General features: G+C 65.6%; 22 protein-coding genes and 1 pseudogene. 20 read left to right on the top strand and 3 right to left on the bottom strand.

Going from position 1 to position 26,395, the window contains the following annotated elements; genetic code table 11:
• Window positions 1-155: 155 nt before the first annotated feature.
• From mbhE to mnhG, 7 genes are read left to right on the top strand one after another with little or no spacing between them, the layout of a single operon-like run.
• A complete protein-coding gene (mbhE, locus tag ACLNGM_RS15385; protein ID WP_416355615.1) occupies window positions 156-2,471 on the top strand; it encodes a hydrogen gas-evolving membrane-bound hydrogenase subunit E in 2,316 nt (771 codons plus the stop codon).
• The gene (locus tag ACLNGM_RS15380) at window positions 2,468-2,878 is read left to right on the top strand and encodes an MnhB domain-containing protein (RefSeq protein ID WP_416355614.1); all 411 of its coding nucleotides are present in this window, start codon (window positions 2,468-2,470) and stop codon (window positions 2,876-2,878) included. Before mbhE ends, ACLNGM_RS15380 begins: the two co-directional genes overlap by 4 nt.
• Entirely contained in the window at window positions 2,875-3,258 is a 384-nt protein-coding gene (locus tag ACLNGM_RS15375; RefSeq protein ID WP_416355613.1) for an NADH-quinone oxidoreductase subunit K, read from the top strand. The genes ACLNGM_RS15380 and ACLNGM_RS15375 overlap by 4 nt, the downstream gene beginning before the upstream one ends.
• Entirely contained in the window at window positions 3,255-4,781 is a 1,527-nt protein-coding gene (locus tag ACLNGM_RS15370) for a proton-conducting transporter membrane subunit (RefSeq protein ID WP_416355612.1), read from the top strand. The genes ACLNGM_RS15375 and ACLNGM_RS15370 overlap by 4 nt, the downstream gene beginning before the upstream one ends.
• The gene (locus ACLNGM_RS15365) at window positions 4,778-5,119 is read left to right on the top strand and encodes a Na+/H+ antiporter subunit E (RefSeq protein ID WP_416355611.1); all 342 of its coding nucleotides are present in this window, start codon (window positions 4,778-4,780) and stop codon (window positions 5,117-5,119) included. The genes ACLNGM_RS15370 and ACLNGM_RS15365 overlap by 4 nt, the downstream gene beginning before the upstream one ends.
• On the top strand, window positions 5,116-5,406 hold the full coding sequence (locus ACLNGM_RS15360; RefSeq protein ID WP_090959429.1) for a monovalent cation/H+ antiporter complex subunit F: 291 nt from the start codon (window positions 5,116-5,118) through the stop codon (window positions 5,404-5,406). Before ACLNGM_RS15365 ends, ACLNGM_RS15360 begins: the two co-directional genes overlap by 4 nt.
• Window positions 5,403-5,795 carry a monovalent cation/H(+) antiporter subunit G gene (gene mnhG / locus ACLNGM_RS15355; RefSeq protein WP_416355610.1) on the top strand — a complete coding sequence of 131 codons (393 nt, stop codon included), beginning with the start codon at window positions 5,403-5,405 and terminating at the stop codon, window positions 5,793-5,795. Before ACLNGM_RS15360 ends, mnhG begins: the two co-directional genes overlap by 4 nt.
• A gap of 194 nt (window positions 5,796-5,989) precedes the next feature.
• Here the strand turns inward: mnhG and ACLNGM_RS15350 are convergent, their stop codons facing one another.
• Complete coding sequence (locus ACLNGM_RS15350; protein ID WP_416355609.1) at window positions 5,990-8,551, bottom strand: GcvT family protein; 2,562 nt, start codon at window positions 8,549-8,551, stop codon at window positions 5,990-5,992.
• Between the two features lie 63 nt (window positions 8,552-8,614).
• On the bottom strand, window positions 8,615-9,472 hold the full coding sequence (purU, locus tag ACLNGM_RS15345; RefSeq protein WP_416355608.1) for a formyltetrahydrofolate deformylase: 858 nt from the start codon (window positions 9,470-9,472) through the stop codon (window positions 8,615-8,617).
• 184 nt (window positions 9,473-9,656) lie between these two features.
• On the opposite strand from purU, the gene ACLNGM_RS15340 reads away from it, so the two are divergent.
• From ACLNGM_RS15340 to ACLNGM_RS15290, 11 genes and pseudogenes are all read left to right on the top strand, one after another.
• Window positions 9,657-10,718, top strand: a complete 1,062-nt coding sequence (locus tag ACLNGM_RS15340) for a GlxA family transcriptional regulator (protein ID WP_416355607.1) — start codon at window positions 9,657-9,659, stop codon at window positions 10,716-10,718.
• Between the two features lie 165 nt (window positions 10,719-10,883).
• Window positions 10,884-12,137, top strand: a complete 1,254-nt coding sequence (locus ACLNGM_RS15335) for a sarcosine oxidase subunit beta family protein (protein ID WP_416355606.1) — start codon at window positions 10,884-10,886, stop codon at window positions 12,135-12,137.
• A gap of 12 nt (window positions 12,138-12,149) precedes the next feature.
• Window positions 12,150-12,452 carry a sarcosine oxidase subunit delta gene (locus ACLNGM_RS15330; protein WP_090959443.1) on the top strand — a complete coding sequence of 101 codons (303 nt, stop codon included), beginning with the start codon at window positions 12,150-12,152 and terminating at the stop codon, window positions 12,450-12,452.
• Window positions 12,449-15,442, top strand: a complete 2,994-nt coding sequence (locus ACLNGM_RS15325) for a sarcosine oxidase subunit alpha (RefSeq protein ID WP_416355605.1) — start codon at window positions 12,449-12,451, stop codon at window positions 15,440-15,442. The genes ACLNGM_RS15330 and ACLNGM_RS15325 overlap by 4 nt, the downstream gene beginning before the upstream one ends.
• Window positions 15,443-15,455: 13 nt before the next feature.
• On the top strand, window positions 15,456-16,019 hold the full coding sequence (locus tag ACLNGM_RS15320; protein ID WP_416355604.1) for a sarcosine oxidase subunit gamma: 564 nt from the start codon (window positions 15,456-15,458) through the stop codon (window positions 16,017-16,019).
• A 113-nt stretch (window positions 16,020-16,132) separates the two neighbouring features.
• Window positions 16,133-17,518: an L-serine ammonia-lyase gene (locus tag ACLNGM_RS15315; protein ID WP_416355603.1), complete on the top strand. Its 1,386-nt coding sequence runs from the start codon at window positions 16,133-16,135 to the stop codon at window positions 17,516-17,518.
• Window positions 17,519-17,554: 36 nt separating this feature from the next.
• A pseudogene (gene fdhA, locus ACLNGM_RS15310) lies at window positions 17,555-18,744 on the top strand (formaldehyde dehydrogenase, glutathione-independent).
• Window positions 18,745-19,203: 459 nt separating this feature from the next.
• On the top strand, window positions 19,204-20,211 hold the full coding sequence (locus tag ACLNGM_RS15305; protein ID WP_416355602.1) for an ABC transporter substrate-binding protein: 1,008 nt from the start codon (window positions 19,204-19,206) through the stop codon (window positions 20,209-20,211).
• An 86-nt stretch (window positions 20,212-20,297) separates the two neighbouring features.
• Window positions 20,298-21,185, top strand: a complete 888-nt coding sequence (locus ACLNGM_RS15300; RefSeq protein WP_416355601.1) for an ABC transporter permease — start codon at window positions 20,298-20,300, stop codon at window positions 21,183-21,185.
• On the top strand, window positions 21,178-22,257 hold the full coding sequence (locus ACLNGM_RS15295; RefSeq protein WP_416355600.1) for a quaternary amine ABC transporter ATP-binding protein: 1,080 nt from the start codon (window positions 21,178-21,180) through the stop codon (window positions 22,255-22,257). Before ACLNGM_RS15300 ends, ACLNGM_RS15295 begins: the two co-directional genes overlap by 8 nt.
• A gap of 139 nt (window positions 22,258-22,396) precedes the next feature.
• A complete protein-coding gene (locus ACLNGM_RS15290) occupies window positions 22,397-22,903 on the top strand; it encodes a prolyl-tRNA synthetase associated domain-containing protein (RefSeq protein WP_416355599.1) in 507 nt (168 codons plus the stop codon).
• Between the two features lie 3 nt (window positions 22,904-22,906).
• Here the strand turns inward: ACLNGM_RS15290 and ACLNGM_RS15285 are convergent, their stop codons facing one another.
• The gene (locus ACLNGM_RS15285; RefSeq protein WP_416355598.1) at window positions 22,907-23,869 is read right to left on the bottom strand and encodes a GlxA family transcriptional regulator; all 963 of its coding nucleotides are present in this window, start codon (window positions 23,867-23,869) and stop codon (window positions 22,907-22,909) included.
• A 133-nt stretch (window positions 23,870-24,002) separates the two neighbouring features.
• On the opposite strand from ACLNGM_RS15285, the gene ACLNGM_RS15280 reads away from it, so the two are divergent.
• Both ACLNGM_RS15280 and ACLNGM_RS15275 read left to right on the top strand, forming a co-directional pair.
• Window positions 24,003-25,259 carry an aromatic ring-hydroxylating oxygenase subunit alpha gene (locus ACLNGM_RS15280; RefSeq protein WP_416355597.1) on the top strand — a complete coding sequence of 419 codons (1,257 nt, stop codon included), beginning with the start codon at window positions 24,003-24,005 and terminating at the stop codon, window positions 25,257-25,259.
• Window positions 25,256-26,386 carry an FAD-binding oxidoreductase gene (locus ACLNGM_RS15275; protein ID WP_416355596.1) on the top strand — a complete coding sequence of 377 codons (1,131 nt, stop codon included), beginning with the start codon at window positions 25,256-25,258 and terminating at the stop codon, window positions 26,384-26,386. Before ACLNGM_RS15280 ends, ACLNGM_RS15275 begins: the two co-directional genes overlap by 4 nt.
• The last annotated feature ends 9 nt before the right edge of the window (window positions 26,387-26,395 follow it).

The following is a 26,395-nucleotide window of genomic DNA, read 5'->3' as shown; positions in this document are numbered from 1 at the left end:
GGCATCGAGCTGCCCTCCCGAATGACCGGTATGACGGCGGGAGGCGGCAGGACGGCGGGATTCAAACGCCGATTCGCTGCGAGGGTGCGCCGACCGCAGTTCACCTCCGCAGACGGGGCGGCGCTCCGGTTCGCCGGAATCGAGGTCGTTACCGCATGCCGCTGATCGCCTGCATCGCCGTCGCCATCGCTTCCGCCTTGGTCGCGCGGGTCACGGCCCCGCATCTGCGCCATCCCGGATGGGCCCTGGCGACCGTTCCCGCCGCCCTGTTCTGCGTCTTTCTCGGATTGGGATTGAGGCTCGAAGGGGTGGCGTCCCTCACCGAGCGCGTCGAGTGGGTGCCGGCGCTCGGCGTCGCGCTGGATTTCCGGCTCGACGGCTTCTCGCTCCTGTTCTGCCTGCTGATCACCGGCATCGGCGCACTGGTGACGATCTATGCTGGCGCCTATTTCGCCGACAAGCCACGGGACAAGGGGGCGCGCTTCCTGGCGCTGACGCTCCTGTTCATGGCGGCGATGCTGGGCACGGTCCTGTCGGACAATCTCATCGGCCTCTATGTCTTCTGGGAGCTGACGAGCCTCGTCTCGTTCCTGCTCATCGGCTTCGATTCCCATCAGTCCGCCGCTCGCAAGGCGGCGCTGCAGTCGCTGATCGCGACAGCCGGCGGTGGTCTCTGCCTGTTCGGTGCGATCCTCCTGATCGGTTCCGCGCTCGGCACCTTCAGCCTGTCCGAGGTCGTCGCCCGGGGCGACGAACTGACGGCCTCGCCGCTCGCGCCCGCGATCCTCGTGCTCCTGTGCCTCGGCACGTTCACCAAGTCCGCGCAGGTCCCCTTCCACTTCTGGCTGCCCAATGCGATGCAGGCGCCGACGCCCGCCTCGGCCTATCTCCATTCGGCGACCATGGTGAAGCTCGGCGTCTATCTCCTCGCCCGCTTCGATCAGGCCTTCGCCGGCATGCCCGCCTTCGGCATGACCCTCGTCGTCTTCGGCACGGCGACGCTTCTCGTCGGCGGACTGCGGGCGATGATGCAGTCGGGCTTCAAGGGCGTCCTCGCGCAGTCCACCGTCGGGTCGCTGGGGCTTCTGGTCCTCCTGATCGGTCTTGGCGGCGAGACGGCGGCCGTGGCGACGGTCGGCTTCATCCTGGCGCACGCGCTCTACAAGGCCGCCCTGTTCTTCTGCGCCGGCAACGTGATCCATGCCACGGGCCGGACGCAGATCACGCAGATGGCCGGACTGGGGCGCAAGCTGCCAATGACGGCTCTGGCCGCCGCGGCCGCTGCCCTCTCCATGGCCGGCCTGCCGCCGATGGTCGGCTTCATCGCCAAGGAACTGGTCTTCGAGGCGCAACTGGCCGATGCCGCCGGCACGGTCGCCATCGCCCTGGCCGTCGTCGGCAATGCGGCCTTCGTCATGGTCGCCCTCCTGTCGGCCATCAATCCGTTCTGGAAGCGGCGCGGGGTCCCGAGCGAGGTGCACCACGCCGACACGCCGGGGCTCGTGGTCGGCCCGCTCGTTCTCTCGGCGCTCGGCCTTCTGTTCGGCCTCGCGCCCGGTCTCATGGCAAATTCGCTTGTCGTCCCGGCCGCGAGCGCTTTGGCCGGCAGACCGATCGAGGCGTCCTTCTATCTCTGGCACGGCTTCACGCCGATGCTGGCGCTCAGCGCCGCCGTGGTCGCGCTTGGTGCCGTCCTCTATGCCATCTGGCCCCGCGTCCACTGGCGCTTCGGTGAATGGCCCCCGCTCGTCGCGCTGCTGGGAGACCGCGGCTACTACGGTGTCTTCAACGGCATCCTCAATCTCGCCGAGCGGTCCACGCGCATCCTGCAGAACGGCGACCAGCGCGCCTACACGGCGACGGTCGTTGCGGCGACGCTGGCGATCCTCACGTTGGGGCTCGTCTTCAACGCTCCGGGCCTTGCCGTCGACATCGACCTCGCGGACCTGCGGATCGCGCCCGTCGCCGTGCTCGCCTTCATGATGATCGGGGCCGTGGCCGCCACGCGAACCCGCTCGCTTCTTACAGCCCTGGTCAGCGTCGGCATCGTCGGCTTCGGCTCCGCGCTCGTGTTCCTGCTCAACGGCGCGCCCGATCTCGCGCTCACGCAGTTCTCGGTCGAGGTTCTCGTGGTGGTGATCCTGACCGCCCTTCTCCTGCGCATTCCGCTGCGGCCGGCCTCGACGCGGACGACGGCGGAGCGCCGCTTGGACCTGGCATTGGCGGGAGGCTTCGGCATCGTCGTCTTCGTCGCCCTCATCGCGATGACGGCCGTGCAGTTCGACCCTCGCCTGTCGGCCTTCTTTGCTGCAGCGAGTTACCCGGAGGCCTGGGGCCGCAACGTCGTGAACGTCATCCTCGTGGACTTCCGCGCGATCGACACACTCGGCGAGATTGCTGTGGTTTGCTTTGCCGCCCTCGGCGCCTGGAGCCTTCTGCGCCGCACCGGAAAGACCGGAGGCGCCCGATGAACTCCCTCGTCCTCTCCGCCTTCGCGCGGATCTTCTTCTGGCTGATGATCGCTGTGTCGCTCTACATCCTCTATCGCGGCCACAACGAGCCGGGCGGCGGGTTCGTCGGCGGGCTGATCGGTGCGTCCGGCTTCGCCATCCTGGTGCTCGCCGAAGGCGTCGAGGCGGCGCGTACCGCGCTGCGAATCCATCCGGTCGCCGCTATGGGAGCCGGGCTCGTCCTTGCGCTCCTGTCCGGTCTGCCGGGCCTCCTTCTGGAAGGGTCGTTCCTCACGCACTGGTGGCTGCATATCGGCAGCTTCCATACCGGGACGGCCCTCCTGTTCGATATCGGGGTCTATCTCGTGGTCGTGGGCGGCATCCTCGCCCTCGTGCTCCGCTTCTACGAGGAGGATGCCCGTTCATGAGCCTTGTCTATGCCCTCGCGATCGCGGTCATCTCGGCCTGCGGTGTCTATCTCATGCTGTCGCGCCATGCCGTGCGCATCCTCTTCGGCGTGGCTGTCCTGTCGGCCGCCGTCAACCTTGTGATTCTCTATGCCGGGCGGATCGTGTCGACCGTGCCGCCGGTCATTCCCGGCGGCGAGACGGCGCTGGCGGTCGAGGCCGCCAACCCGCTGCCGCAGGCGCTGATCCTTACGGCGATCGTCATCGGCTTCGCCCTGGTCGCCTTCGTGGCCGCGCTGGCCCTCCGGCTGCATCGCTCCACCGGAACGCTCGACAACCGCGCCCTCAACGACGCCGAGCGCCTCGGAAGCCCCTTCGTTCCGACGGAGGATCGGCCATGATCGGGGTGCTCGCGAGCAACGCCGTTCTCTGGCCCGTCGCCGTGCCGCTGGCGACGGCCGCCGTGTGCGCCGCGCTCTGCGGGCGGATCGAGGCGCAGCGCGTCGTCTCCTGGATCGGCACGATCCTCCTCTTCGCGGTCTCGCTCGCGCTTCTGTCGCGCACCGTCACGGACGGCATCCAGGCCATCCAGTTCGGCAACTGGGCGGCGCCCTTCGGCGTCACGTTCGCGGCAGATCGACTGGGCGCGGCGATGGCCGCGATCACCGGCCTCATGGCGCTCGCCACCATGATCTTCGGGCTCACCGACATCCGGCGGCGCGAGGAAGAGGCGGGCTTCCACGTCCTCTTCCACGGCATGCTGGCCGGGGTGAACGGCGCCTTCCTGACGGGCGACATCTTCAATCTCTACGTCTGGTTCGAGATCATGCTCATCACCGCGATGGGCCTCCTCTCGATCCGTCGCACGCGGGCGCAACTCGATGGCACGCTGAAATACGCCGTTCTCAACCTCTTCTCGACGCTGCTCTTCCTCCTGGCGGTCGCGCTCCTCTACGGGGCCGCTGGTACGCTCAATATGGCCGATCTCGGCCGCGTCCTGCCAACGCTGCCGCCTTCCGCGACGCTCACCATCTCGGCGCTTCTGTTCCTGGCGGGGTTCGGCATCAAGGCGGGCTACTTCCCGCTGTTCTTCTGGCTCCCGGCCTCCTACCACACCGCCTCGATCACGATCGCGGCGATCTTCGCCGGCCTTCTCACCAAAGTCGGCGTCTACGCCTGCTATCGCGTCTTCACACTGATCTTCGCGGTCAATGGCTCGGGCCTGCGGGACATTCTCGCGGTCATGGCGGCCGGTACGATGCTGTTCGGCGTCTTCGGCGCGGCCGTGCAGTGGGATGTCCGGCGCATCCTGTCGTTCCACATCGTCAGTCAGATCGGCTACATGCTGCTCGGCCTGGCGCTCGCTACGCCCGCCGGCCTTGCGGGCGGCGTCTTCTACATCGTCCACCACATCGTGGTGAAGGCGAACCTCTTCCTGATCGCGGGCGCGATCCACCGCGCGTCCGGCACCTTCGACCTTTGCCGCTCCGGCGGGCTCCTGAAGCGCTCGCCGCTGCTTGCCATGCTCTTTCTCGTTCCCGCCCTGTCGCTCGGCGGCATCCCGCCACTGTCGGGCTTCTGGGCGAAGTTCATGGTGATCGACGCGGCGGTGAAGGACCAGGCCTGGTGGCTGGTCGGCGTCTCGCTCTTCGTCGGCATCCTGACCCTCTACTCGATGACGAAGATCTGGATGGAAGCCTTCTGGAAGAGCCCCGTCCTACCCCGCGAGGCGGCACGGCCGGTTCCGCGTCCGATGCTCGTTGCAATCGCTCTCCTGTCCGCCGTCACGGTCGTGATCGGTCTCGTGGCCCAGCCCTTTGTCCTCTATGCCAACGAGGCGGCAGCCGGGCTTGCCGACCCCGCCGTCTACATTGACGCCGTGCTCGGGCCGGGCATGGCGGCGCGCCCGGGAGCGACCCCATGAGATCATCGCTCGTCACCCGCGCCTGGGATTGTGTGGTCCTGGCAGCCGTCTTCCAACGCGAGCTTCTCAAATCGTCGGTCGCAGTGGCCCACGCAGCCTTCGCGCGGGAGCCGCGCACGGCGTCCGCCATCATCGCCATGCCGATCCGCCTGAAGACCGACCTCGGCATCGCGGTGCTCGCCAACCTGGTGACGCTCACGCCCGGCACCTGCTCGCTGCACATCAGCGACGACCGGCGCACCCTGTTCATTCACAGCCTCGATGCCGACGATCCGGAGGCGATCGTCGCCGACATCCGCTCGACGTTCGAGGACCGCATCCGGAGGATCGAGGGATGATCGAAACCCTCTCGAACGCCCTCGACTGGCTGAGCGCATCCTTGGTCGTCGTCCTGATGGTGCCGCTGGCGCTGACCTTCTGGCGCATGGTGCGCGGGCCCGGCTATGCCGACCGCTTCATCGCGATCGACATGCTGACGGGCATCGCGGTCGCGATCGCCGCCTTGACGGCGGGCACGACGGGGCGGCGCGAGTTCCTCGACGTCGCCTTCGGGATCGCGCTGATCTCCTTCGTCGCGACCTGCGCCCTTGCCGCTTTTCTCGAGCGCAAGGGAAGCCGCCGATGATCGTCCTGTCGCTCGCCTCCGTCATGTCGAAGCTCGTCGGCGTCGTCTTCCTGTTCGCTGCCGCCGTCGGGCTGATCCGTTTCTTCGATCCGCTGCAACGGATGCACGCGGCCACGAAAGCGGGAACGCTGGGCGCGGGGTTCATCGTCCTCGGGGTCGTCCTCCAGCTCCAGCGATTGGATGTAACGCTGACGGGGCTCGCGGTCGTCCTGTTCCTGCTCCTGACCATCCCGGTTGCCGGCCACCTCCTCGGTCGGGCCGCCTATGTCTCGGGCGCCGACATCGGCGGGCTGAGAGGCGGCGATGCGCTGGAGGGCGTGCTCGATCGTCATCCGGGGGCGCTCGAAGCCCGCATCGGAGAGACGTCAGCACAGGTCGAGGCGCAATAGACGACGCAGCGTTGATGGACTCACGCGGCTGGCAGAAAGCCATTCAGCTTGTTCGTCTGCCGCAGATTTCTGGGAGGTAGCGACGAAGTTCAGCTTTCAGCGAACCTGTGTCGGATCACGGACGAAGGTTCGCCGCAGAGCCGGTTGGGCTCCGCGGCGACAGACGGCTACGTGAACCAGGGGCGGAAGACGCGTCAGCTGCGCGGCTTGACGTTCTCCGGATCGTATAGCGGCTTGTAACCGACCGCAGCGACCTCGACCGGGAACGTGTCGCCGAAGTACTCGACGTCGAGCTTGCGTCCGATCTCGCAATGGCTCCACGGCAGGTAGGCGAGTGCAATGTTCTTTCCGATCGTCGGTCCGTACGCGACCGACGTCGTGAAGGAGCGGCGACCGAGTTCGTCGACCAGCGTCTCGCCCGTCTTCGGATCGAGAACCGGCATGGTACCGACGGGGTAACGCGCGATGCCCTTCGAGTCGTTGTTGTCGGTCATCACCAGCGTGCAGAGCATCGCCGGCTGGTTGGCGCGGGCCCGATACTCGATGTGCTTGGCCTTGCCGCGGAAGTCGGCTTCCTTGACCTTCGGGCGGGCAAGGTCGGCTTCGAGAAGATTGTACTCGGTGAGGAGGTCCGCGTTCTGCAGGCGCAGGCTCTTCTCCATGCGACGCGTGTTCGCATAGGTCTCGACCCCGACCGCGATCGCGCCGGTGGACCGAAGAGCGTCCCAGACGGCCAGCCCGTCCTCGTAAGCCATGTGCAGTTCCCAGCCCTGTTCGCCAACATACGAGATGCGGAACGCCGTGACGGACTTGCCGGCGATGGTGATCGGCTTGATCGCGGCGAACGGGAAGTTCTCGGGCGACAGGACGGACGGGTCCTCCAGCAGCTTGCCGAGGTTCTCGCGAGCGCTCGGACCCCAGATGCCGATCGTGATGTACTTTTCGGAGACGTCCGTGATCGTCACGTCGAGGCCGCGGTCGGCAGCGGTGCGCCGCATGTACTGGAAGTCGCGCGGCCCGGCGTCGGCGCCGTTGATCATCCGGATGCGGTCGGCCATGCGGATGACCGTGAAGTCGGCCCGTACCATGCCCTCGTCGTCGAGGAAGTGGGTGTAGATGCCTTTCCCGATATTGGCGTCGCCCCCGATCTTGGCGGCGCACAGCCACTCCATCAGCTCGACGTGGTCCGGGCCCTCGATGTCGGTGATCGAGAAGTGCGACAGGTTGATGATGCCGCAGCTCTCGCTCATCTCGAGATGCTCGGCGTTCGAGACGCGCCAGAAGTGGCGGTTGTCCCACTCGTTCTCGCGGACCGGAATGCGGTTGCCGTGCTTCTCCAGAAGGTGCTCGTTCGCGGCGTAGCCATGGGCACGCTCCCAGCCGCCGAGCTCCATGAAGTAGCCGCCGAGTTCCTTCTCGCGCTCGTGGAAGGGCGAGCGGCGGATGCCGCGCCCGCCCGCGAAGGGCTCGCGCGGATGGACCGGCGGGTTGTAGATCTTGCGTGCCGTCTCGGTGCAGCGCTCCTCGATGAACTTCTCGTCGAGCTGGAAGCTGGCGAAGCGCGCGAAGTCGATCCGGTTGTGGTCGATCGCGGTGCGCCCGTCCGTCATCCAGTCGGCGATGAGCTTGCCCATGCCCGGGCCGTCCTTGACCCAGATGCCGACGCAGTACCAGAGGCCCCGCACCTTCTGGCTCTCGCCCATGGACGGGCCGCCGTCGGTGGTCGTCTGGAGAAGGCCGTTGAAGGAGTGGCCTTCATTGTAGCCGAGCTCGCCGAGGATCGGCGTCAGTTCCATCGCACGCTCGAGTGGCTCGATGACCTGCTCCATGTCGAGGTCACGCTGCGAGGGCGAAAGCCGGGCCTGATGCTTTTCGAGAAGCTCACGCGGATGCACAAGGCGAACGTCGTTCTCCTCGTAGTAACCCCATTCGATCTGGCCGCCCTCGGCGGTCGTCGGATCGCCGGTGTCGCGCAGGTAGGCCGAGTTGCCCTGGTCGCGGAGCAGCGGATAGCCGATCTCCTTCCCGGTGCCGGCGAACTCCTCGTAGGGACCGAAGAAGGTCAGCGGGTGGTCGACCGGCATGACCGGCAGGTCCTCGCCCGCCATCTCGGCGATCAGGCGGCCCCACAGGCCTGCGCAGACGACGACGCGGTCGGCCATGATCGTACCGCGGCTGGTGACGACGCCCTTGATGCGACCGTCCTCGATCACGAGGGACTGGGCCGACGTATTGGCGAAGGCCTGCAGCTTGCCCGCGTCGACCGCCTGGTCGACGAGCTTGCCGGCGACCGTCTGCGAGCGCGGAATTACGAGGCCGGCGTCGGGGTCCCAGAGCCCACCCTGCACGACGCTTTCCTCGATCAGCGGCATCTTCGCCTTGATCTCGGCCGGCTCGATGAGCCGCGCACGCGTCCCGAACGCCTTGGCCGAGGCGACCTTGCGCCGGATCTCGTCCATGCGCTCGTCGTCGCCGACGCGCGCGACCTCGAGACCGCCGACACGAGCGTAGTGTCCCATCTTCTCGAAGAAATCGATCGAGTAGAGCGTCGTCCAGCAGCTCAGGAAGTCATGGCTGGTCGTGTAGCAGAAGTCGGACGCGTGGGCGGTCGAGCCGATGTCGGTCGGAATGCCCGACTTGTCGATGCCGACGATGTCGTCCCAGCCGCGCTCGACGAGGTGATGCGCGATCGAGGCGCCGACGATCCCGCCCAGTCCGATGATGACGACCCGCGCCTTTTCGGGGAAAGCAGCCATGTCCTTCTGTCCTTCAGTTCGCTGAGCGGAGGCGCGGCGCGCCGATGGCGTTCTGCGAGAGATTCACGGCGTGAAAACGACCGTACGATGATGATTGAGCATGACGCGGCCTTCGAGGTGATACTTCACGCCCCGCGCGAGCACGCGGGACTCGATGTCGCGTCCGGCCGCCACGAAGTCGTCGCCCGTCATCGCATGCGTGACGCGCTCGGTTTCCTGCTCGATGATCGGCCCCTCGTCGAGATCGGCCGTCACGTAGTGCGCCGTCGCACCGATCAGCTTTACCCCGCGCTCATGCGCCTGATGATAGGGCTTGGCGCCCTTGAAGCTCGGCAGGAAGGAATGGTGGATGTTGATCACCATGCCGAACAGCCGGTTCGACAGATCGTTGGAGAGCACCTGCATGTAGCGGGCGAGAACGACGAGTTCGGCGCCGGTCGTCTGAACGAGCTCGATCAGCTGCTCCTCCCGCTCGGCCTTGTTCTCCTTGTTGACCGGCCAGTAGTGGAAGGGGATGCCCTCCTGCTCGGCGGTGCAGCGCGAATCCTCATGGTTGGACACGATCGCCGCGACCTCGGCGTTCAGCCAGCCAACCTTGATCTGGTAGAGGAGGTGCAAGAGCGCATGGTTGAACTTCGAGACCATGATGATAATCTTCGGCCGCCGCGACAGGTCCTCGACCTTGATGCGCATGTCGAAGCGGTCGACCGACGGCTTCAGCGCCAGATCGAGCACCGACTGCGTGGTGGCTTCGGGCGCCGCCACCGCGATGCGCACGAACAGCTGGTTCGTCTGGCGATCACAGAACTGGTTGGCCTCGACGATGTTCGCGCCGCGCGAGGCGAGCGCGGTGGCCAGCGCAGCCGTGATCCCCGGCTGGTCGAGACAGCTGAGCTTGAGGATGAACTTGTTCTCGGCCATCACGGACTACTCGACTGGAGGGGAACAAATGCCTCGAGCGCTGTCCCGGCGGCGTGCCTGAAGGGCGGGTTCGGCTCGTGAGGGGTAGCATTGCGACAGCAGATGCGGCCCGGACAGGATGTTTGCGTCAAAGCCGGATTAGCAGTACGACAGCCGGGCGAGAGCGCACGGCGAGGTGGAGCTGATGGACGCGAAGGTAGGCGAAGGCCGCACAAGTTCGGCGGCTTCTGCGGTCTACAAGCCGCGAAAGTCGACGGCGCGCCTGTCCGTCGGTTTCATCCTCGCCAAACGCTTCACGCTCTGCGCCTTCGCCAACTTCGTCGACGTCCTCCGTCTTGCGGCGGACGAGGGCGACCGCAGTCGCCCCATCATGTGCAACTGGAACGTCCTCTCGGATACAATGAGCGCGATTCCATCGAGCAGCGGCGTGTCGGTCCAACCGAACGAGCGCCTCGGGGACCCAACGAAATTCGACTATCTAGTGGTCGTCGGCGGCGTCATGGACGACCTGACGGGGCTGGGGTCCGCTTACGTCTCCTATCTCACGCGAGCGGCTGCCGCGGGCGTTCCCTTGATCGGGCTGTGCACCGGTGGCTTCCTCCTGCACAAGGCGGGGCTGATGAAAGGCTACCGCTGCTGCGTCAGCTGGTTCCACCACGCCGACTTCCTCGAACAGTTCGACGGGCTCGATCCCGTCTCCGACCAGATCTTCATCGACGACGGCGATCGGCTGACCTGTTCGGGCGGCGCCAGCTCGGCACATCTGGCCGCTTATCTCGTCGAGCGGCATGTCGGTCGGGCGCAGGCCAGCAAGAGCCTCCACATCATGATCATCGACGACGCGCTGCGGCCGGAGAAGCCGCAGCCCGGCGTCTCGATGGACATTTCCACTCGCGACCCGATGGTGATGCGGGCGCTGCTTCTGATGCAGCAGAACATCGACACGCCACTGTCGGTGGCGGAGCTTGCCAAGCGCATGGGTCACAGCAAGCGCCAGCTGGAGCGTCATTTCCGTTCGGCGCTCGGCGCCTCGCCGCAGGCGGCCTTTCTGCAGATCAGGCTCAGCTTCGCCCGCCATCTTATCGAGACGACCGACAAGCTTGTCGCCGCGATCGCCGTCGAATGCGGCTTCTGCGACTCATCGCATCTCAGCCGCATGTTCCGCCAGCGCTTCGACATGACGCCGCAGGAGGTCCGTCGTCAGGCGCAGCAGTCCGCTTCGATCGGTCAAGCGCAGGCCGCCTGATTCCGTCGATCGACAGCGCCGTCGCGTTCCTCGCCTTCCGTTTCCGGCCGCCTCGACTAGGGCGCATTGCTGGTTCTTAAAGTGCGACCCGATTGACGCAAATGTCCTGTCTCCGGCAGGGCGTTGTCGCAATGATACCCCGGCAATGGTCGTTTGAGGTTCGCGATGACCCGCTTCTCCTTCCCTTCGCTCGTGGCGAATGCGCTGTCCGGTCACAAGAACTGGAAGCCGCAATGGCCTGATGCCGAGCCGAAGGCCGAGTACGACGCCATCATCGTCGGCGCCGGCGGACACGGGCTCGGCGCGGCTTACTACCTCGCCAAGGAGCACGGCATCACCAATGTCGCGGTGATCGAGAAGGGCTGGCTCGGCGGCGGCAACACCGGCCGCAACACGACCATCATCCGCTCGAACTACCTCTATGACGAGAGCGCGATGCTCTACGAGCATTCGATGAAGCTCTGGGAAAACCTCACCCAGGAGCTGAACTACAACGTCATGTTCTCGCAGCGTGGCGTGATGATGCTCGCGCACAACGTGCACGACGTTCAGAGCTTCAAGCGGCACGTCCATTCGAACCGTCTAAACGGCATCGACAACGAGTGGCTGACGGCCGAGGAAGCCAAGGAATTCTGCCCGCCGCTCGATATCTCGCCGAACGCGCGCTACCCTGTGATGGGTGCGGCGCTTCAGCGTCGCGGCGGTGTGGCGCGGCACGATGCGGTCGCCTGGGGCTATGCACGCGGCGCGGCGGCGATGGGCGTCGACATCATCCAGAACTGCCCGGTGACGGCGATCCGCCGCGATGGGGCCGGTCACGTGTCCGGCGTCGACACCGCGCGGGGATTCATCAAGGCGAAGCGGGTGGGCGTCTCCGCCGCCGGCAACACGTCGGTCGTCATGGAGTCGGCCGGCGTCCGACTCCCGCTCGAGAGCTATCCGCTCCAGGCGCTCGTGTCGGAGCCGGTCAAGCCGATCTTCCCCTGCGTCGTCATGTCTAACACGGTGCACGCCTACATCTCGCAGTCCGACAAGGGCGAGCTCGTCATCGGTTCGGGCACGGACCAGTACGTGTCCTACAGCCAGCGCGGCGGCCTGCCGCTGATCGAGCATACGGTCGCGGCGATCTGCGAGATCTTCCCGATCTTCACGCGCATGCGCATGCTGCGCAAATGGGGCGGCATCGTCGACGTCACGCCGGATCGCTCGCCGATCATCGGCAAAACGCCGGTGCCGGGACTCTTCGTCAATTGCGGTTGGGGTACTGGCGGCTTCAAGGCGACGCCGGGCTCGGCCAACGTCTTCGCGCACACGATCGCGCGCGGCGAGCCGCACCGGATCAACGCGCCGTTCACGCTGGAGCGCTTCGGCACGGGCCGGCTGATCGACGAGGCGGCCGCGGCCGCGGTCGCGCACTAGAGGGGTCGGACCATGCTTCTCATCCGCTGCCCTTACTGCCGCTGCGAGCGGCCCGAGGTCGAGTTCGCCTATGGTGGCCAGGCGCATATCGCTCGTCCAGAGAACCCGTCCGTCCTCTCCGACGACGAATGGCGCGACTTCCTCTACATCCGCGACAACCCGCGCGGAAAACATCATGAGCGCTGGCGCCACATCCACGGCTGCGGGCGCTTCTTCAACGCCATCCGCGATACCGTGACCGACAAGTTCCTGACGACCTACGAGGCCGGCAAGCCGCGTCCCGAAGACGCCGAAGCCGAGGAGATCCGGGCATGAGCGATTTCCGCGTTGCCAATCGCGGCCGGGTGAACCGCAACCGGCGCGTCAGCTTCTCCTTCAACGGGCAGACGTTCAACGGATTCGAGGGCGATACGGTCGCCTCGGCCCTGCTCGCCAACGGCGTCCACCTCGTCGGCCGCTCGTTCAAGTACCACCGCCCGCGCGGCATCCTGTCGGCCGGCTCGGAAGAGCCGAACGCGCTGCTCGGCGTCGACCGCGGGCCGGGCCGCTTCGAGCCGAACACGCGCGCGACCGTGCTCGAAATCTCGAACGGGCTGAAAACGTCGAGCCAGAACCACTGGCCGTCGCTGAAGCGCGACGTCGGAGCCGTGAACGACGCCCTGTACATGCTGTTCTCGGCAGGCTTCTACTACAAGACCTTCATGTGGCCGAAGTCCTTCTGGAACAAGGTCTACGAACCGGTGATCCGCGGCGCCGCAGGCCTTGGCAAGTCGCCGACCGAGCCCGATCCCGACCGCTATTCCAGCCGCTTCGTGCATTGCGACGTGCTCGTCGTCGGCTCCGGCCCAGCGGGTCTGGCCGCCGCGCTGGAAGCCGGGCGCTCCGGCGCGAAGGTGATGCTGGTCGACGAGCAGGCCGAGTTCGGCGGGTCTCTCCTGTCCGAAACCGACGCGTCGGTCGACGGCGGCACCGGCTGGGCCTTCCTCGAGAAGGCGGTCGGCGAGCTTTCGGCCATGCCGAACGTCACCCTCCTGCCGCGCACCACCGCCTTCGGCTACTACCACCAGAATTTCGTCGGTCTTTGCCAGCGCCTGACCGACCACCTTGCGTCGGCGCCCGACGGCGCACCGCGCGAACGCATGTGGAAGGTTCGCGCCAAGCAGGTCGTCCTCGCTCAAGGGTCGATCGAGCGCCCGCTCGTTTTCCACGGCAACGACCGGCCCGGCGTCATGCTCGCGGGCTCCGCCCGCAGCTATCTCAACCGCTACGGCGTGAAGGTCGGCAATGAGGTCGTCGTCGTCACCAGTCACGACAGCGCCTGGCTTGCCGCGCTCGACCTCGCAAGGGCCGGCGTGAAGGTGTCGGCGATCGTTGACATCCGGTCCATCGTCGACGCCGAACTGAAGGCGGAAGCGGAAGCGGCCGGAATCGAAGTCCTGCAGGGCTGGACCGTGACGGGAACCAAGGGACGCCTGCGCGTCGAGTCGGTCCGCGTCACGCCGGTCAACGGCGGCGCGTCCCAGGCTCGCACCCTCTCCTGCGACGCGCTCCTGATGAGCGGCGGCTGGACGCCGAGCCTCCACCTGTTCTCCCATACGCAGGGCAAGCTGGAATGGCGCGAGGAAGGACAGACCTTCCTTCCCTCGACCCAGAAGGAAGAGTGCCGTTGCGTCGGCGCCGGGGACGGCGATTTCGGGCTGGCCAACGCGCTGGCCGGTGGTGCCAATGCGGGTGCCGCGGCGGCCTTCGATGCGGGCTTCCCCACCCGTTCGAGCAGCTACGAGGTCGGCGGCGAGCGCCGCCTGACGGGCGTGACGAGCCGCGAGCTGCCGACCGACCTCAACCCGTCGAAGGCCAAGGCCTTCGTCGACTTCCAGAACGATGTGACCGCCAAGGACATCCGGCTGGCCGTGCGCGAGGGCTTCCGCTCCATCGAGCACATCAAGCGCTACACCACCAACGGCATGGCGACCGACCAGGGCAAGACATCCAACATCAATGGTCTCGCCATCGCCTCGGATGCCGTGCAGCGCCCTGCCCCGGCCGTCGGCCTCACGACCTTCCGCCCGCCCTATACGCCGACGACCTTCGGCGCCTTCTGCGGCTACAATCGCGGCCGCCTGTTCGACGTCACGCGCAAGACCGCGATCGACGCCTGGGCCGAGGAGCACGGCGCGGTGTTCGAGCCGGTGTCGCTGTGGCGGCGCGCCTGGTACTTCCCGAAGACCGGCGAGGACATGCACACCGCTGTCGCCCGCGAATGCAACGCGACGCGCGAGTCCGTCGGCATATTCGACGCTTCGACGCTCGGCAAGATCGAGATCGTGGGTCCGGACGCGGCCGAGTTCCTCAACCGCATGTACACCAACCCCTGGACGAAGCTCGAACCCGGCCGCACGCGCTACGGTGTGCTTCTCGGCGAGGACGGCTTCATCCGCGACGACGGCGTGATCGGTCGCCTGTCAAAGGACCGCTTCCACGTGACGACGACGACGGGCGGTGCCGCTCGCGTGCTCAACATGATGGAGGACTATCTCCAGACGGAGTTCCCCGAGCTCCGGGTCTGGCTGACCTCCACCACCGAGCAGTGGTCGGTGATCGCGCTGAACGGCCCGAACGCCCGCAAGCTCCTGGAACCGTTGATCGAGGGCATCGACCTGTCGGATGACGCCTTCCCGCACATGTCGATCGCCGAAGGCAAGATCGCCGGGGTACCGACGCGCCTCTTCCGCATGAGCTTCACCGGAGAGCGCGGCTACGAGGTCAACGTGCCCGCACGCTTCGGCCGCGCGATCTGGGAAAAGCTGATCGAGGCCGGCAAGCCCTATGGCATCACACCCTATGGCACCGAGGCGATGCACGTGCTGCGCGCCGAGAAGGGCTACATCATCGTCGGGCAGGACACGGACGGCACGTTGACGCCGGACGACGCGGGCCTCGGCTGGGCCATCGGGAAGGCAAAACCCGACTTCGTCGGCAAACGCTCGCTGAGCCGGCCCGACATGCTGAAGGCCGATCGCAAGCAACTCGTCGGCCTCCTGACCGAGGACCCGAAGACGGTCCTCGAGGAAGGGGCGCAGATCGTCCTCGACCCGAACCAGCCTGTGCCGATGAAGATGGTCGGACACGTGACGTCCTCCTACTGGAGCGTCGCGCTCGGCCGGTCCATCGCGCTCGCGGTGGTCGAAGGCGGCAAGGGGCGCATGGGTGAGACCGTCCACATCCCGATGCCGAACGAGACGCTTCGTGCGACGGTGACCGGCACGGTCTTCTTCGATCCCGACAACTCGCGCCTGAGCGCCTGAGGAGGACGCCACGATGTTTCAGGAACGTCACCCTCTTGTCGGCCGCGAACTCTCCGTCGCCCGTCGCACCTCCGTCGCGATCCGCGCACTCGACAATTGCTCACGTTTCAACCTGCGGATCGCACCGTCCGATCTCGCTGCGGCCGCTGCGGCCTGGGGCTCCGACCTTCCCGCGGCCATCGGTCAGGCCACAGCCACGTCGTCGGGCCGTCTGGCCGCCTGCATCGGTCCGGACGAATGGTTCCTGATCGCGCCGCTCGCGGACCAAGACGCGATCGAAACGGCGTTTGCCGATCTCTACGCGACGACGATCCACAGCCTCGTCGATGTCGGTCATCGCGAGGTCGGGATCGCCATCGAGGGACCGGAGGCCGCCGCGGCTCTTCAGTCGTGCATCGCGGCCGAGGTCGCCCTGATGCCCGTCGGCAGCGCGCGCCGGACGATCATCGACCGCGTGCAGATCATCCTCTTTCGCGAGGCCGAGGACCGCTTCCGGATCGAGGTCTGGCACTCGTTCGCCGATCACGTCTGGCATCTTCTAGAAGGCATCTGCCGCGAGTTCGAACTCGGGCTCTGATCCTGCTGGAGGCCGGGGCGCGGCAGCGCCTCGACCGCTTGCCGACACTGACGGCGGCCGGCGCGCCGGGAGGGCGCGCCGATCGGCTTTCCTCCGAAGCGTGAGCGGCCTGCGTGTTCCTCAGTGTTTTCGACGTCTTCAAGATCGGGATTGGACCGTCCTCGTCTCATACGATGGGGCCGATGACGGCGGCCGGCGCCTTCCTCGACCTCCTGCGCCACTCTCCGTCGGCGCAAGCCGCCGCATCGCTCAAGGTCAGCCTGCACGGCTCGTTGGCCTTCACCGGCAAGGGCCATGCGACCGATCGGGCCGTGGCGTTCGGTCTTCTCGGGTGGGTGCCCGCGGACATCGACATGACACGGGCCGAAGGCGAGCTCGCCGCGCTCGCTGAAGAGTGCGTCCTGCGACATGCCGGCCTGCCGCCGCTCGCCTTCGACCCGGCTCGCGACATCGTCTTCGATTTCGGGCAGCCGCTCCCCGGCCATGCCAACGGTCTGATCTTCGCGGTTCACGACCGTGACGGGCGGGAACTCTTCTCGGAGACCTACTATTCGATCGGCGGCGGCTTCGTCATGACGGCGGCGGAGCGCGATCGGCCGAAGGCGATCGATCCGCATGGGAGTGTCGCCTGGCCATTTCCCTTCCGCAATGCCGCCGGCATGCTGAGGATGGCGCGCGAAAGCGGCCTGACGATCGCGGAGATGAAGCGTGAAAACGAGGCGCAGCTGCGCCCCCATGCGGATGTCGATGCCGATGTGAACCGCATCTGGGCCGTCATGAGCGACTGCATCGACCGTGGATTGTCGATCGACGGAGAACTGCCGGGCGGGCTGCGCGTGCGTCGACGAGCCCGCCGGATCCACGAGCAACTGCTCGCCGAAAAGCTGCGCAATTTCAGCCAGCCGCACGGGGCCTCGGACTGGCTGAGCGTCTATGCGATGGCCGTCAACGAGGAGAACGCGGCCGGCGGGCGCGTCGTGACCTCTCCCACCAACGGCGCGGCCGGCGTCGTGCCGGCGGTCCTGTGTTATTATCTCGACAACTGCCACGGAGGCTGTCGCTCGCGGGTTCCCGACTTCCTGTTGACCGCTGCCGCCATCGGGGGTCTGATCAAGCACAATGCGTCGATTTCGGGCGCGGAGGCCGGTTGCCAAGGCGAGGTCGGCTCTGCCGCCGCGATGGCGGCTGCGGGCCTTTGCGCGGTTCTCGGCGGAACGCCGGAGCAGGTCGAGAACGCGGCGGAGATCGCGCTCGAACACCATCTCGGCATGACCTGCGACCCCGTAGCGGGTCTTGTGCAGGTGCCCTGCATCGAGCGCAACGGCATCGGGGCGACCAAAGCGGTCGCCGCCGCTTCGCTGGCACTACGCGGCGACGGTTCGCACTTCATGCCGCTCGACAACTGCATCGAGGCGATGCGGCAGACGGGCGAGGACATGAACCTGAAATTCAAGGAAACCAGTCTGGGAGGACTGGCCGTCAACCTGCCGGAGTGCTGAACGCTCCGGGCAGGTGAACTCTGGGAGGAGACGAACATGAGCAGCAATCGGGGCGTGGTCTATCTGGAGCCCGGCAAGGTCGAGGTGCGCGACATCGACGATGCCAAGCTCGCGGCGCCCGATGGCCGCCGTATCGAACACGGCGTCATCCTGAAGGTCATCTCGACCAACATCTGCGGCTCGGACCAGCACATGGTTCGCGGGCGCACGACCGCCGAGCCCGGTCTCGTGCTCGGGCACGAGATCACCGGCCAGGTGATCGAGAAGGGCATCGACGTCGAGATGCTGGAGATCGGCGACATCGTCTCCGTGCCGTTCAACGTCGCGTGCGGGCGGTGCCGCTGCTGCAAGTCGCAGGACACGGGCGTTTGCCTGACGGTCAATCCGTCGCGAGCCGGCGGCGCCTACGGCTATGTCGACATGGGCGGCTGGATCGGCGGCCAAGCCCGCTATGTCACGGTTCCCTATGCCGACTTCAACCTTCTGAAGTTCCCGGATCGCGACCGGGCGATGTCGAAGATCCGCGACCTCACGATGCTGTCCGACATCCTGCCGACGGGCTTTCACGGCGCGGTCAAGGCAGGCGTCGGCGTCGGATCGACGGTTTACGTCGCCGGTGCCGGGCCCGTCGGTCTCGCAGCCGCGGCTTCGGCCCGGATTCTCGGCGCGGCCGTCGTGATGATCGGCGACTTCAACAAGGATCGGCTCGCTCATGCCGCCAGGATGGGCTTCGAGCCGATCGATCTCTCGAAGCACGACAAGCTCGGCGAGATGGTCGCGGAGGTCGTGGGCACCAACGAGGTCGACAGCGCGATCGACGCGGTCGGCTTTGAGGCACGCGGGCACTCCGGCGGCGAGCAGCCGGCGATCGTTCTCAACCAGATGATGGAGATCACCCGCGCCGCCGGCTCGATCGGCATCCCGGGTCTCTACGTCACCGAAGATCCGGGCGCCGTCGACAGCGCGGCCAAGCAAGGCAGCCTGTCGCTTCGCTTCGCTTCGGTCTCGGCTGGGCGAAGGCGCAGTCGTTCTACACCGGCCAGACCCCGGTGCTGAAGTACAATCGGCAGCTGATGCAAGCGATACTCCACGATCGCCTGCCGATTGCCGACATCGTCAACGCCAAGATCATTCCGCTCGACCAAGCCGTTGAAGGTTACGAGACGTTCGATCAGGGCGCGGCCGTGAAGTTCGTCCTCGATCCGCACGGTGAACTGGCCGCCTGAGCGGGTCTCGGCGGGGCGGACGGCTCGACGCCGCTTCGTCTCGCCTTGTTCCTTCGGGCCACTTGCGTCACGCTGCCGCAGACGGAATGATCCGTTCGATCGAAACTGGTCCGGGCCGCCGGGGCCCAACTCCTTCTCCTCCACGGGGATCGAGGAAAGTCGCTTGCCTGATTACAAAATAGCCAGCGTCGATTGATGCGGTGCTGGTGCTCAGTTCGTCGCAATAAATCTATTCCAGCGTCGCAATAATCCTATTGGTTGCCCCGTGCGCCGATAGTCTCATGGTCGAAGCGACCGAAGTCGCACCGAGCATCGAGGTGGATTCAGGTCTCCCGCCCTCATCCGTCTCCTTCGTTCGCGGGATCGAGCTCGAGCCGCGATCGGATCAGGACCCCAGCACATCCCGGCACATGGCGCCGCCGGGTAGGCCCCGTTCTCGCGCCGCAGGAGTATCGACTGATGAAGCATCTCTTGGCATCGACCGTTCTTGCGCTGGCGTTCAGTTCGGTGGGCACCCTCGCCGCTCACGCCGCGGGTGACTGCAGCGAGGTCACCGTGGCTGCGATGAACTGGCAGAGCGCCGAAGTGCTCGCCAGCCTCGACAAGTTCATCCTGGAAAATGGCTACGGCTGCGAAGTCTCGATCATTTCGGGGGATACCGTGCCGACCCTGACGTCGATGGCCGAGCGAGGTCAGCCGGATATCGCGCCGGAAGGCTGGGTCGATCTTGTGCCCGAGGTCATCAACCGCGGTCTGGCCGAGAAGAAGCTCGTCGCCACCGGTCACGCCCTGTCCGACGGCGCGCAGCAAGGGTGGTTCATCCCGAAATACGTCGCGGACGCCCATCCCGACATCAAGACCATCGGCGATGCGCTGAAGCACCCGGAACTCTTCCCGAACCCGGAGGACTCCAGCAAGGGTGCCGTCTTCAACGGACCGCAGGGATGGGGCGGCACGGTCGTCACCGCGCAGTTCTTTAAGGCTTACGATGCCGCCAACAAGGGCTTCACGCTGGTCGACACCGGCTCGTCCGCCGGTCTCGACGGATCGATCGCTCGCGCCAACGAGAACAAGCAGGGCTGGCTCGGCTATTATTGGGCCCCGACTGCGATCCTGGGACGCTATCCGATGGTTCGCCTCGGCTTCGATGCCCCGCACGATGCCGCGGAATGGAAGCGCTGCAACTCCAACGCCGACTGCCCCGATCCGAAGCTCAATGAATGGGTGGCCGACAACGTCGATACGGTAGTGACCGCCAAGCTTGCCGAGCGCGCGGGCGAGCCGGTGATGACGTATCTCGGCAAGCGGTCGTGGTCGAACGCGACGGTCAACGAGCTGCTGGCATGGATGACGGACAACCAGGCCAACGGTGACGATGGCGCGAAGCACTTCCTCGAGACCAAGAAGGACGTCTGGACGAAGTGGGTCACGCCGGAAGCGGCTTCCAAGATCGAGGCGGCTCTCTGACGCCTGATCCAGACCTCTGGTTGGCACCCGCGCGAGTGGCGCGAGTGCTCGGCCGATGATGAGACGAACAGACGACGGGGGACGCGATGGACTGGTTGTGGACCTTTCCGCACATGGACGACAACCATCTGCGAATGCTTCGCTCGACCATCGACGATAGCTTTCGCACGTTCACTCGGGCTTGGGGCGATCCCATCCAGGCGCTGTTCGAGCCGCTCCGGATCCTCCTGGTCTGGATGGAATGGATCATGCTGAACACGCCCTGGCCGGTGATCATCCTGGCCGTTGCCGCCCTCGCCTGGGCGGCAAGCCGCCGTTGGCCCATCGTGATCGGCTCGGTCGTGACGCTGCTGCTGATCGGCTATTTCGACATGTGGGAAGACACGATGCGGACGATCTCGATGATCATCGTCTGCACGCTGATCTCGCTGGTCGTTGGCATTCCGGTCGGCATCGCCATGGCGCCCTCGCGCCGCGTCCGCAGTGTGATCAGTCCGATCCTTGACGTGATGCAGACCCTGCCGAGCTTCGTCTATCTCATCCCGGTGGTGATGCTGATGGGCATTGGACGCGTGCCGGGGCTGATCGCCGTGGTGATCTACGCCATTCCTCCGATCATTCGCCTGACCGATCTCGGCATCCGGCTGGTCAACAAGGAAGTGCTGGAAGCTTCGGACGCCTTCGGGTCGTCGTCCTGGCAAAAGCTCGTCAACGTCCAGCTGCCGTTGGCGATGCCAACCATCATGACGGGCATCAACCAAACCATCATGATGGCGCTCGCGATGGTCGTCATCGCTTCGATGATCGGTGTGCAGGGACTCGGACAGCCCGTGCTGCGCGCCATCAACAACCAGTACTTCACGATGGGCATCTTCAACGGTCTGGCGATCGTCGGCATCGCGATCATCTTCGACCGCATCAGCCAGGCATTCGGCCAGCGTTTGCAGCGCCACAAGGAGCTCGGGCATGCTTGATACCGCGACGCCCCTCCAGCGCGCGGCTCCTACCCGCCGCGAACAGACGCAGGATCACGCGATCGAAATCCGCGGCCTCTCCAAGGTCTTCGGCAAGACGCCTGATAAGATCGTCCCGCTGTTGAAGCAGGGCGTGACGAAGCAGGAGATCATGGATGTGCACAAGCACGTCCTTGGTCTCAACGACATCAACATCTCCATGCCGGCCGGAGCGATCCAGGTGATCATGGGCCTCTCGGGCTCCGGCAAGTCGACCCTGATCCGACACATCAACCGCCTGATCGACCCGAGTGTCGGCGAGGTGCTTGTCGCGGGGGTCGACGTCTGCAAGATGTCGCCGAAGGAGCTGCGCGAGTTCCGGCGCCACAAGACGGCGATGGTGTTTCAGCAGTTCGGTCTGCTGCCGCACCGGACCGTGCTCGACAACGCCGTCTACGGGCTGCAGCTACAGGGTGTCCCGCGTGCGCAACAGGTCGACGCGGCGATGCACTGGCTCAGCCGGGTCGGTCTGTCCGGCTTCGAGAACCACTATCCTCACCAGCTGTCCGGCGGCATGCAGCAGCGCGTGGGCCTTGCCCGCGCCCTCGTCAACGATGCGCCGATCCTGCTGATGGACGAGGCCTTCTCCGCCCTCGATCCGCTGATCCGCGTCGACATGCAGTCGATCCTGCTCGAGCTCCAGAAGGAGATTCGCAAGACCATCGTCTTCATCACGCATGACCTGGACGAGGCCCTGCGCCTTGGCGACCGGATCGCCATCCTGCGGGATGGGGAAGTCGTCCAGCAGGGTACGGGCCAGGAAATCGTCCTCTCACCCGCCGACGAGTACATCATGGAATTCGTCCGCCATGTGAACCGCGGCAAGGTCGTGCAGCTGTCCGCCGTCGTGGAACGGCAGGCGATCCCTCCGGACGTCGACGGCATCGAACTGCCGTGCAGCACGCTCCTGGAAACGGCGGTTTCGAGCCTCCTGGCCTCCGGCAAATCGATGATCGTCGTGCGGGATCCTCGGGGAGAGGCACTGGGCTGCCTGTCGCTTCCAAAAGTCGTCGCTGCGATGGTCGGTCCCTGACCCTCCGTGCGGTCGACCGACGTTTTCGCTCGCCGAGGATGTGACCGCGCGTGCAGTCGACAGCGCAGGCTGCTAGAGCCGGACGTCGAATTCCGATCTCGGCGCGCGAAACGAGCGCCCAGGCAATCGAATGGTGTCCATGTCCGACGCACGCGCAGAACTCGCAGCCATCTTCAATCGCCTCGGCATCGAGCCCGTCGAGATCGAGCATCCGCCCGTCCACACGGTGGAAGAAGCCCTGCCCTTCTGGAACTCGCTGGACGGCGTCCACACGAAGAATCTGCTTCTGAAAGGCGCGAAGGGGAGCCTTTGGCTGGTCTGCGTTCCGACGGATCGTCGGCTCGACCTGAAAGCTCTGGCAGCTCACCTCGGCGCGAAGAAATTCTCCTTCGCCAGCGCCGACACCTTGATGGAGTCGCTCAGCGTCGTTCAGGGTTCGGTCAGTCCCCTCGCCCTCGTGAACGACAAGTCCGGAGCGGTGCAACTCGTGCTGGCGAAAGACATGCTGGCGCATCCGCGCATCACCGTCCATCCCCTCGTCAATACGGCCACGATGTCACTCGCCAGTGGTGATCTGCTTCGCGTGGTCGAGGCGACCGGTCACAAACCCGAGATCATCGATTTCGACGCCTTGGCCAGCGGCTGAGCGTTACGCCGGCGTGACCTTGCGCTCCGCTCGAGGAGAGTGGCCGAACCGCTCGAGATAGCTTTGCGAAAAGTACGACGCAGAATTAAAGCCGCTCGCCATCGCCACGTCGAGAATGCTCATCCGCGTTTGCCGCAGAAGTTTCCGAGCATGCTCGAGCCGAATGTTGACGTAGTGGCGCGTCGGCGACACCGCCACGTGTTCCAGAAACAACCGTTCGAGCTGACGTGACGACAACGCGACGCTCCGAGCGAGCTCATCGATGCTCGTCGGACGTTCGATCGATGCCTCCATGAGCGTCAGAACGCGCTGGACCTTCGGATGGGGGTTGATGGACCGCGTTCCCAGATCGGGGCGCTGGGGTTCGTCGGCGTCGCGGATGCGCTTGTGGATCATCTGATCGGCAACCGCCCGTGCGAGCGCATCGCCAAAGTCGCGGCGGATGAGTGACAGCATCATATCGGCCGCCGCCACGCCCCCGGCGCAGGTGAAGCGATCTCTATCGATCTCGAACAAGTCGTCCCCGACGTCGAGATCAGGAAAGTCCGCCCGCAAACCCGGGCGGTTCTCCCAGTGGATCGTGCAGCGATAGCCGTCGAGCAGCCGCGCCTTCGCGAGCACGTAGGCACCCGTGCAGACCGCGCCGGCCTTGACCCCGGATTTCGCGAGCTTGCGCAACGTCGGTATCAGGTCGTGATGGTCGTGAAGGTGAACGTTCACGCCGGCGCAGACGACCACGGCATTCAGCCCCAGGGCATCGCGAAAGGATCCGTCGACGGCAACCCGCACGCCGTTCGAAGCTTCGGCCGCAAGGCCGTCAGAAGCAAAGAGCTTCCAATCGTAGAGACGACGATCGGCAGCCCGGTTGGCGAGTCTGAGCGGCTCGACGGCCGCGGTGAACGCGATCATCGAGAAGCTCTCGGTCAGCATGAAACCGAAGAGTTGGGAATCCGAACCGACCGTCACGGTGCACCAAGCGAGCGCGATGTCGCAAAAGCTAAATTAGCTGTCGTCGTCGTTCAAGACGGACGCTGCGAAAGCGAGAATTCTTCCAAGCTGAAGAGGCTGCTAGCCTTGCTGCGGGGAGTCGCGGTCGGTCATGCTCAACAAGCTGGATACGCTGGAGTCTTTGGTCTTGGGGCGCCGCCCCGGACACAGCCTCGATGCGCCCTTCTACACCTCGCCGGAGGTGTTCGCGGCGGATATGGAAGCGATCTTCTACCGCCACTGGATCTATGTCGGCGTCGAGCCCGACGTACCCGAGCCCGGCGACGTCGCGACGGTCGAAATCGGCAAGGCGTCGATCCTAATCGTTCGCGACGATGACAACGAGGTTCGCGCCTTCTTCAACGTTTGCCGGCACCGCGGCGCCCGTCTCGTGGACGAGGAGAAGACGACGGTGGGCAACCTCGTCTGCCGCTATCACTCCTGGACCTACGGTCTCGACGGTCATCTCGTGCATGCGCCGCACATGGGGTCGGACTTCGATCCGTCCTGCAAGGGTTTGAAGCCGGTCAATCTCCGCTCGCTGGAGGGGCTGCTCTTCGTCTGCCTCGCGGACAACCCGCCCGAGGACTTTGACCAGCTCGCCGCCCGCATGGCCCCCTACATCGCACCTCACAACGTGCGCGGCACCAAGATCGCCTACCAGAGCGATCTGATCGAAATGGGCAACTGGAAGCTGACGCTCGAGAACAATCGCGAGTGCTACCACTGCGAGGCCAATCATCCCGAGTTGACGGTCCCGCTTTTCGCCTACGGCTTCGGCTTCTCTCCGGAGGAAATGGACCCGATCGATCTGGAGAATGCGCAGCGCTACGACGCGCTGCGGGCCACAAGCCATGACGAGTGGGAGAGGATGGGCCTCCCCTCGCGCGAGGTCGAGGAACTCGACACCCGCGTCAGCGGCTTCCGCACCGAGCGACTGCCGCTCGACGGCGATGGCGAGAGCCACACGATGGACACGCGCGCGGCGTGCAGCGTCCCGCTTGGGCGCTTCAGCACCGCCAAACTCGGCGGCCTGTCCTTCTGGACGCAACCGAATTCCTGGCATCATTTCCTCGGCGACCACATCGTCACCTTCTCGGTCCTGCCGCTCGATGAAGGACGCACGCTGGTCCGCACCAAATGGTTGGTCAACAAGGACGCGGTCGAAGGCGTGGACTACGAGATCGATCGGCTGATTGAGGTCTGGACCGCGACCAACGCGCAGGATGCAGCTCTTGTCGAGATGTGCCAGCAGGGCGCGCTCAGCCCTGCCTACGAGCCCGGCCCCTATTCGCCCAATACCGAAATGCTCGTGGAGAAATTCATCCGTTGGTACGTCGCCCGCATGACGGACTACATCACGAAATGAGCGAGGCCGCGGGTGGAGGCAATTCGGGTTCGGCCTCGATCGAGCTCGCCGACGGGCTGTGGGACAGCGAGGCGGACGATACTCTCGTCTGCCAGGCGGTGCGCGATGAGACCCATGACGTCAAGACGTTCGTCCTGAAGCCGGCGGCGCCAGGCCGCTTCCGCTTCAAGCCGGGTCAGTTCATGACCTACGCCTTCGAGATCGATGGCGAAACCATCTATCGCTGCTACACGATCTCTTCGGCTCCGACGCGTCCCGACCGCATCAGCTTCACGGTCAAGCGGGTTCCGGGCGGGCCGGTCTCGAATTGGCTGCACGACAGCTTTAAGCCCGGTATGCGCATTCGTGCTGTCGGCCCGATGGGTGACTTCACCTGCGCCGATCTGCCCGCCTCCAAGTACCTTTTCCTCTCCGGCGGCAGCGGCATCACGCCGTTGATGTCGATGGCGCGAACATTCCACGATCTCGGGCAGCGAGAAGACATCGTCTTCATCCACAACGCGCGATCGCCCGCCGACATCATCTTTCGCGAGGAACTGGAGGGAATGGCGCGCGTCGACGACGCCTTCCGCTTCGTTCCGATCGTCCAGAACGTGTCCCCGCTCGCTCCGTCGAGCGGGCTGAGAGGCTTCCTCACGCGCGGCATTCTCGATGTCGTCGCGCCTGATTTCCGCGAGCGCGAGGTCTTTGTCTGCGGTCCGGCCCCGTACATGGCGGCCGTAAAGGCGATCCTGGCCGAAGCCGGCTACGAGATGGCGCGCTACCACGACGAAAGCTTCAACTTCGAGACGCTGACGGCGTCGGAGAAGGCAGTCGCGGCTGAGGCCGAGGTACAACTGGAAACGGAAGCCGGGCCCACGGTCCGGACCTATACGGTCGAGTTCACGAAGACGCGGCGCAGCGTCGAGGTCCCGGAGACCATGACCGTGCTCGAGGCGGCCAAGCGAGCGGGCATGCGGCTGCCGTCATCCTGCTCGAAGGGGATGTGCGGCACGTGCAAATCGAAAAAGGTCTCGGGGACGGTCGCGATGACGCATCAGGGCGGCATTCGACAACGCGAGATCGATGCGGGCATGGTGCTCTTGTGTTGCTCCAAGCCGAACAGCGATCTGGTGATCGAACGCTGAGGCAGTCGA

Origin of the sequence: Aureimonas phyllosphaerae (assembly GCF_047943035.1) — a bacterium.
Classification (GTDB): domain Bacteria; phylum Pseudomonadota; class Alphaproteobacteria; order Rhizobiales; family Rhizobiaceae; genus Aureimonas; species Aureimonas phyllosphaerae.
The sequence above is the reverse complement of the archived record's forward strand: the minus strand, read 5'-3'. Positions and strand labels throughout refer to the sequence as shown.

What these genes read in the sequence shown, in the direction of transcription:
- mbhE (WP_416355615.1), top strand. Translation starts at nt 156, where the DNA reads ATGCCGCTGATCGCCTGCATCGCCGTCGCCATCGCTTCCGCCTTGGTC.
- ACLNGM_RS15325 (WP_416355605.1), top strand. Translation starts at nt 12,449, where the DNA reads ATGAGCGATTTCCGCGTTGCCAATCGCGGCCGGGTGAACCGCAACCGG.
- ACLNGM_RS15365 (WP_416355611.1), top strand. Translation starts at nt 4,778, where the DNA reads ATGAGATCATCGCTCGTCACCCGCGCCTGGGATTGTGTGGTCCTGGCA.
- mnhG (WP_416355610.1), top strand. Translation starts at nt 5,403, where the DNA reads ATGATCGTCCTGTCGCTCGCCTCCGTCATGTCGAAGCTCGTCGGCGTC.
- ACLNGM_RS15280 (WP_416355597.1), top strand. Translation starts at nt 24,003, where the DNA reads ATGCTCAACAAGCTGGATACGCTGGAGTCTTTGGTCTTGGGGCGCCGC.
- ACLNGM_RS15335 (WP_416355606.1), top strand. Translation starts at nt 10,884, where the DNA reads ATGACCCGCTTCTCCTTCCCTTCGCTCGTGGCGAATGCGCTGTCCGGT.
- ACLNGM_RS15275 (WP_416355596.1), top strand. Translation starts at nt 25,256, where the DNA reads ATGAGCGAGGCCGCGGGTGGAGGCAATTCGGGTTCGGCCTCGATCGAG.
- ACLNGM_RS15380 (WP_416355614.1), top strand. Translation starts at nt 2,468, where the DNA reads ATGAACTCCCTCGTCCTCTCCGCCTTCGCGCGGATCTTCTTCTGGCTG.
- ACLNGM_RS15305 (WP_416355602.1), top strand. Translation starts at nt 19,204, where the DNA reads ATGAAGCATCTCTTGGCATCGACCGTTCTTGCGCTGGCGTTCAGTTCG.
- ACLNGM_RS15330 (WP_090959443.1), top strand. Translation starts at nt 12,150, where the DNA reads ATGCTTCTCATCCGCTGCCCTTACTGCCGCTGCGAGCGGCCCGAGGTC.
- ACLNGM_RS15290 (WP_416355599.1), top strand. Translation starts at nt 22,397, where the DNA reads ATGTCCGACGCACGCGCAGAACTCGCAGCCATCTTCAATCGCCTCGGC.
- ACLNGM_RS15295 (WP_416355600.1), top strand. Translation starts at nt 21,178, where the DNA reads ATGCTTGATACCGCGACGCCCCTCCAGCGCGCGGCTCCTACCCGCCGC.
- purU (WP_416355608.1), bottom strand. Translation starts at nt 9,472, where the DNA reads ATGGCCGAGAACAAGTTCATCCTCAAGCTCAGCTGTCTCGACCAGCCG.
- ACLNGM_RS15350 (WP_416355609.1), bottom strand. Translation starts at nt 8,551, where the DNA reads ATGGCTGCTTTCCCCGAAAAGGCGCGGGTCGTCATCATCGGACTGGGC.
- ACLNGM_RS15360 (WP_090959429.1), top strand. Translation starts at nt 5,116, where the DNA reads ATGATCGAAACCCTCTCGAACGCCCTCGACTGGCTGAGCGCATCCTTG.
- ACLNGM_RS15320 (WP_416355604.1), top strand. Translation starts at nt 15,456, where the DNA reads ATGTTTCAGGAACGTCACCCTCTTGTCGGCCGCGAACTCTCCGTCGCC.
- ACLNGM_RS15340 (WP_416355607.1), top strand. Translation starts at nt 9,657, where the DNA reads ATGGACGCGAAGGTAGGCGAAGGCCGCACAAGTTCGGCGGCTTCTGCG.
- ACLNGM_RS15300 (WP_416355601.1), top strand. Translation starts at nt 20,298, where the DNA reads ATGGACTGGTTGTGGACCTTTCCGCACATGGACGACAACCATCTGCGA.
- ACLNGM_RS15375 (WP_416355613.1), top strand. Translation starts at nt 2,875, where the DNA reads ATGAGCCTTGTCTATGCCCTCGCGATCGCGGTCATCTCGGCCTGCGGT.
- ACLNGM_RS15370 (WP_416355612.1), top strand. Translation starts at nt 3,255, where the DNA reads ATGATCGGGGTGCTCGCGAGCAACGCCGTTCTCTGGCCCGTCGCCGTG.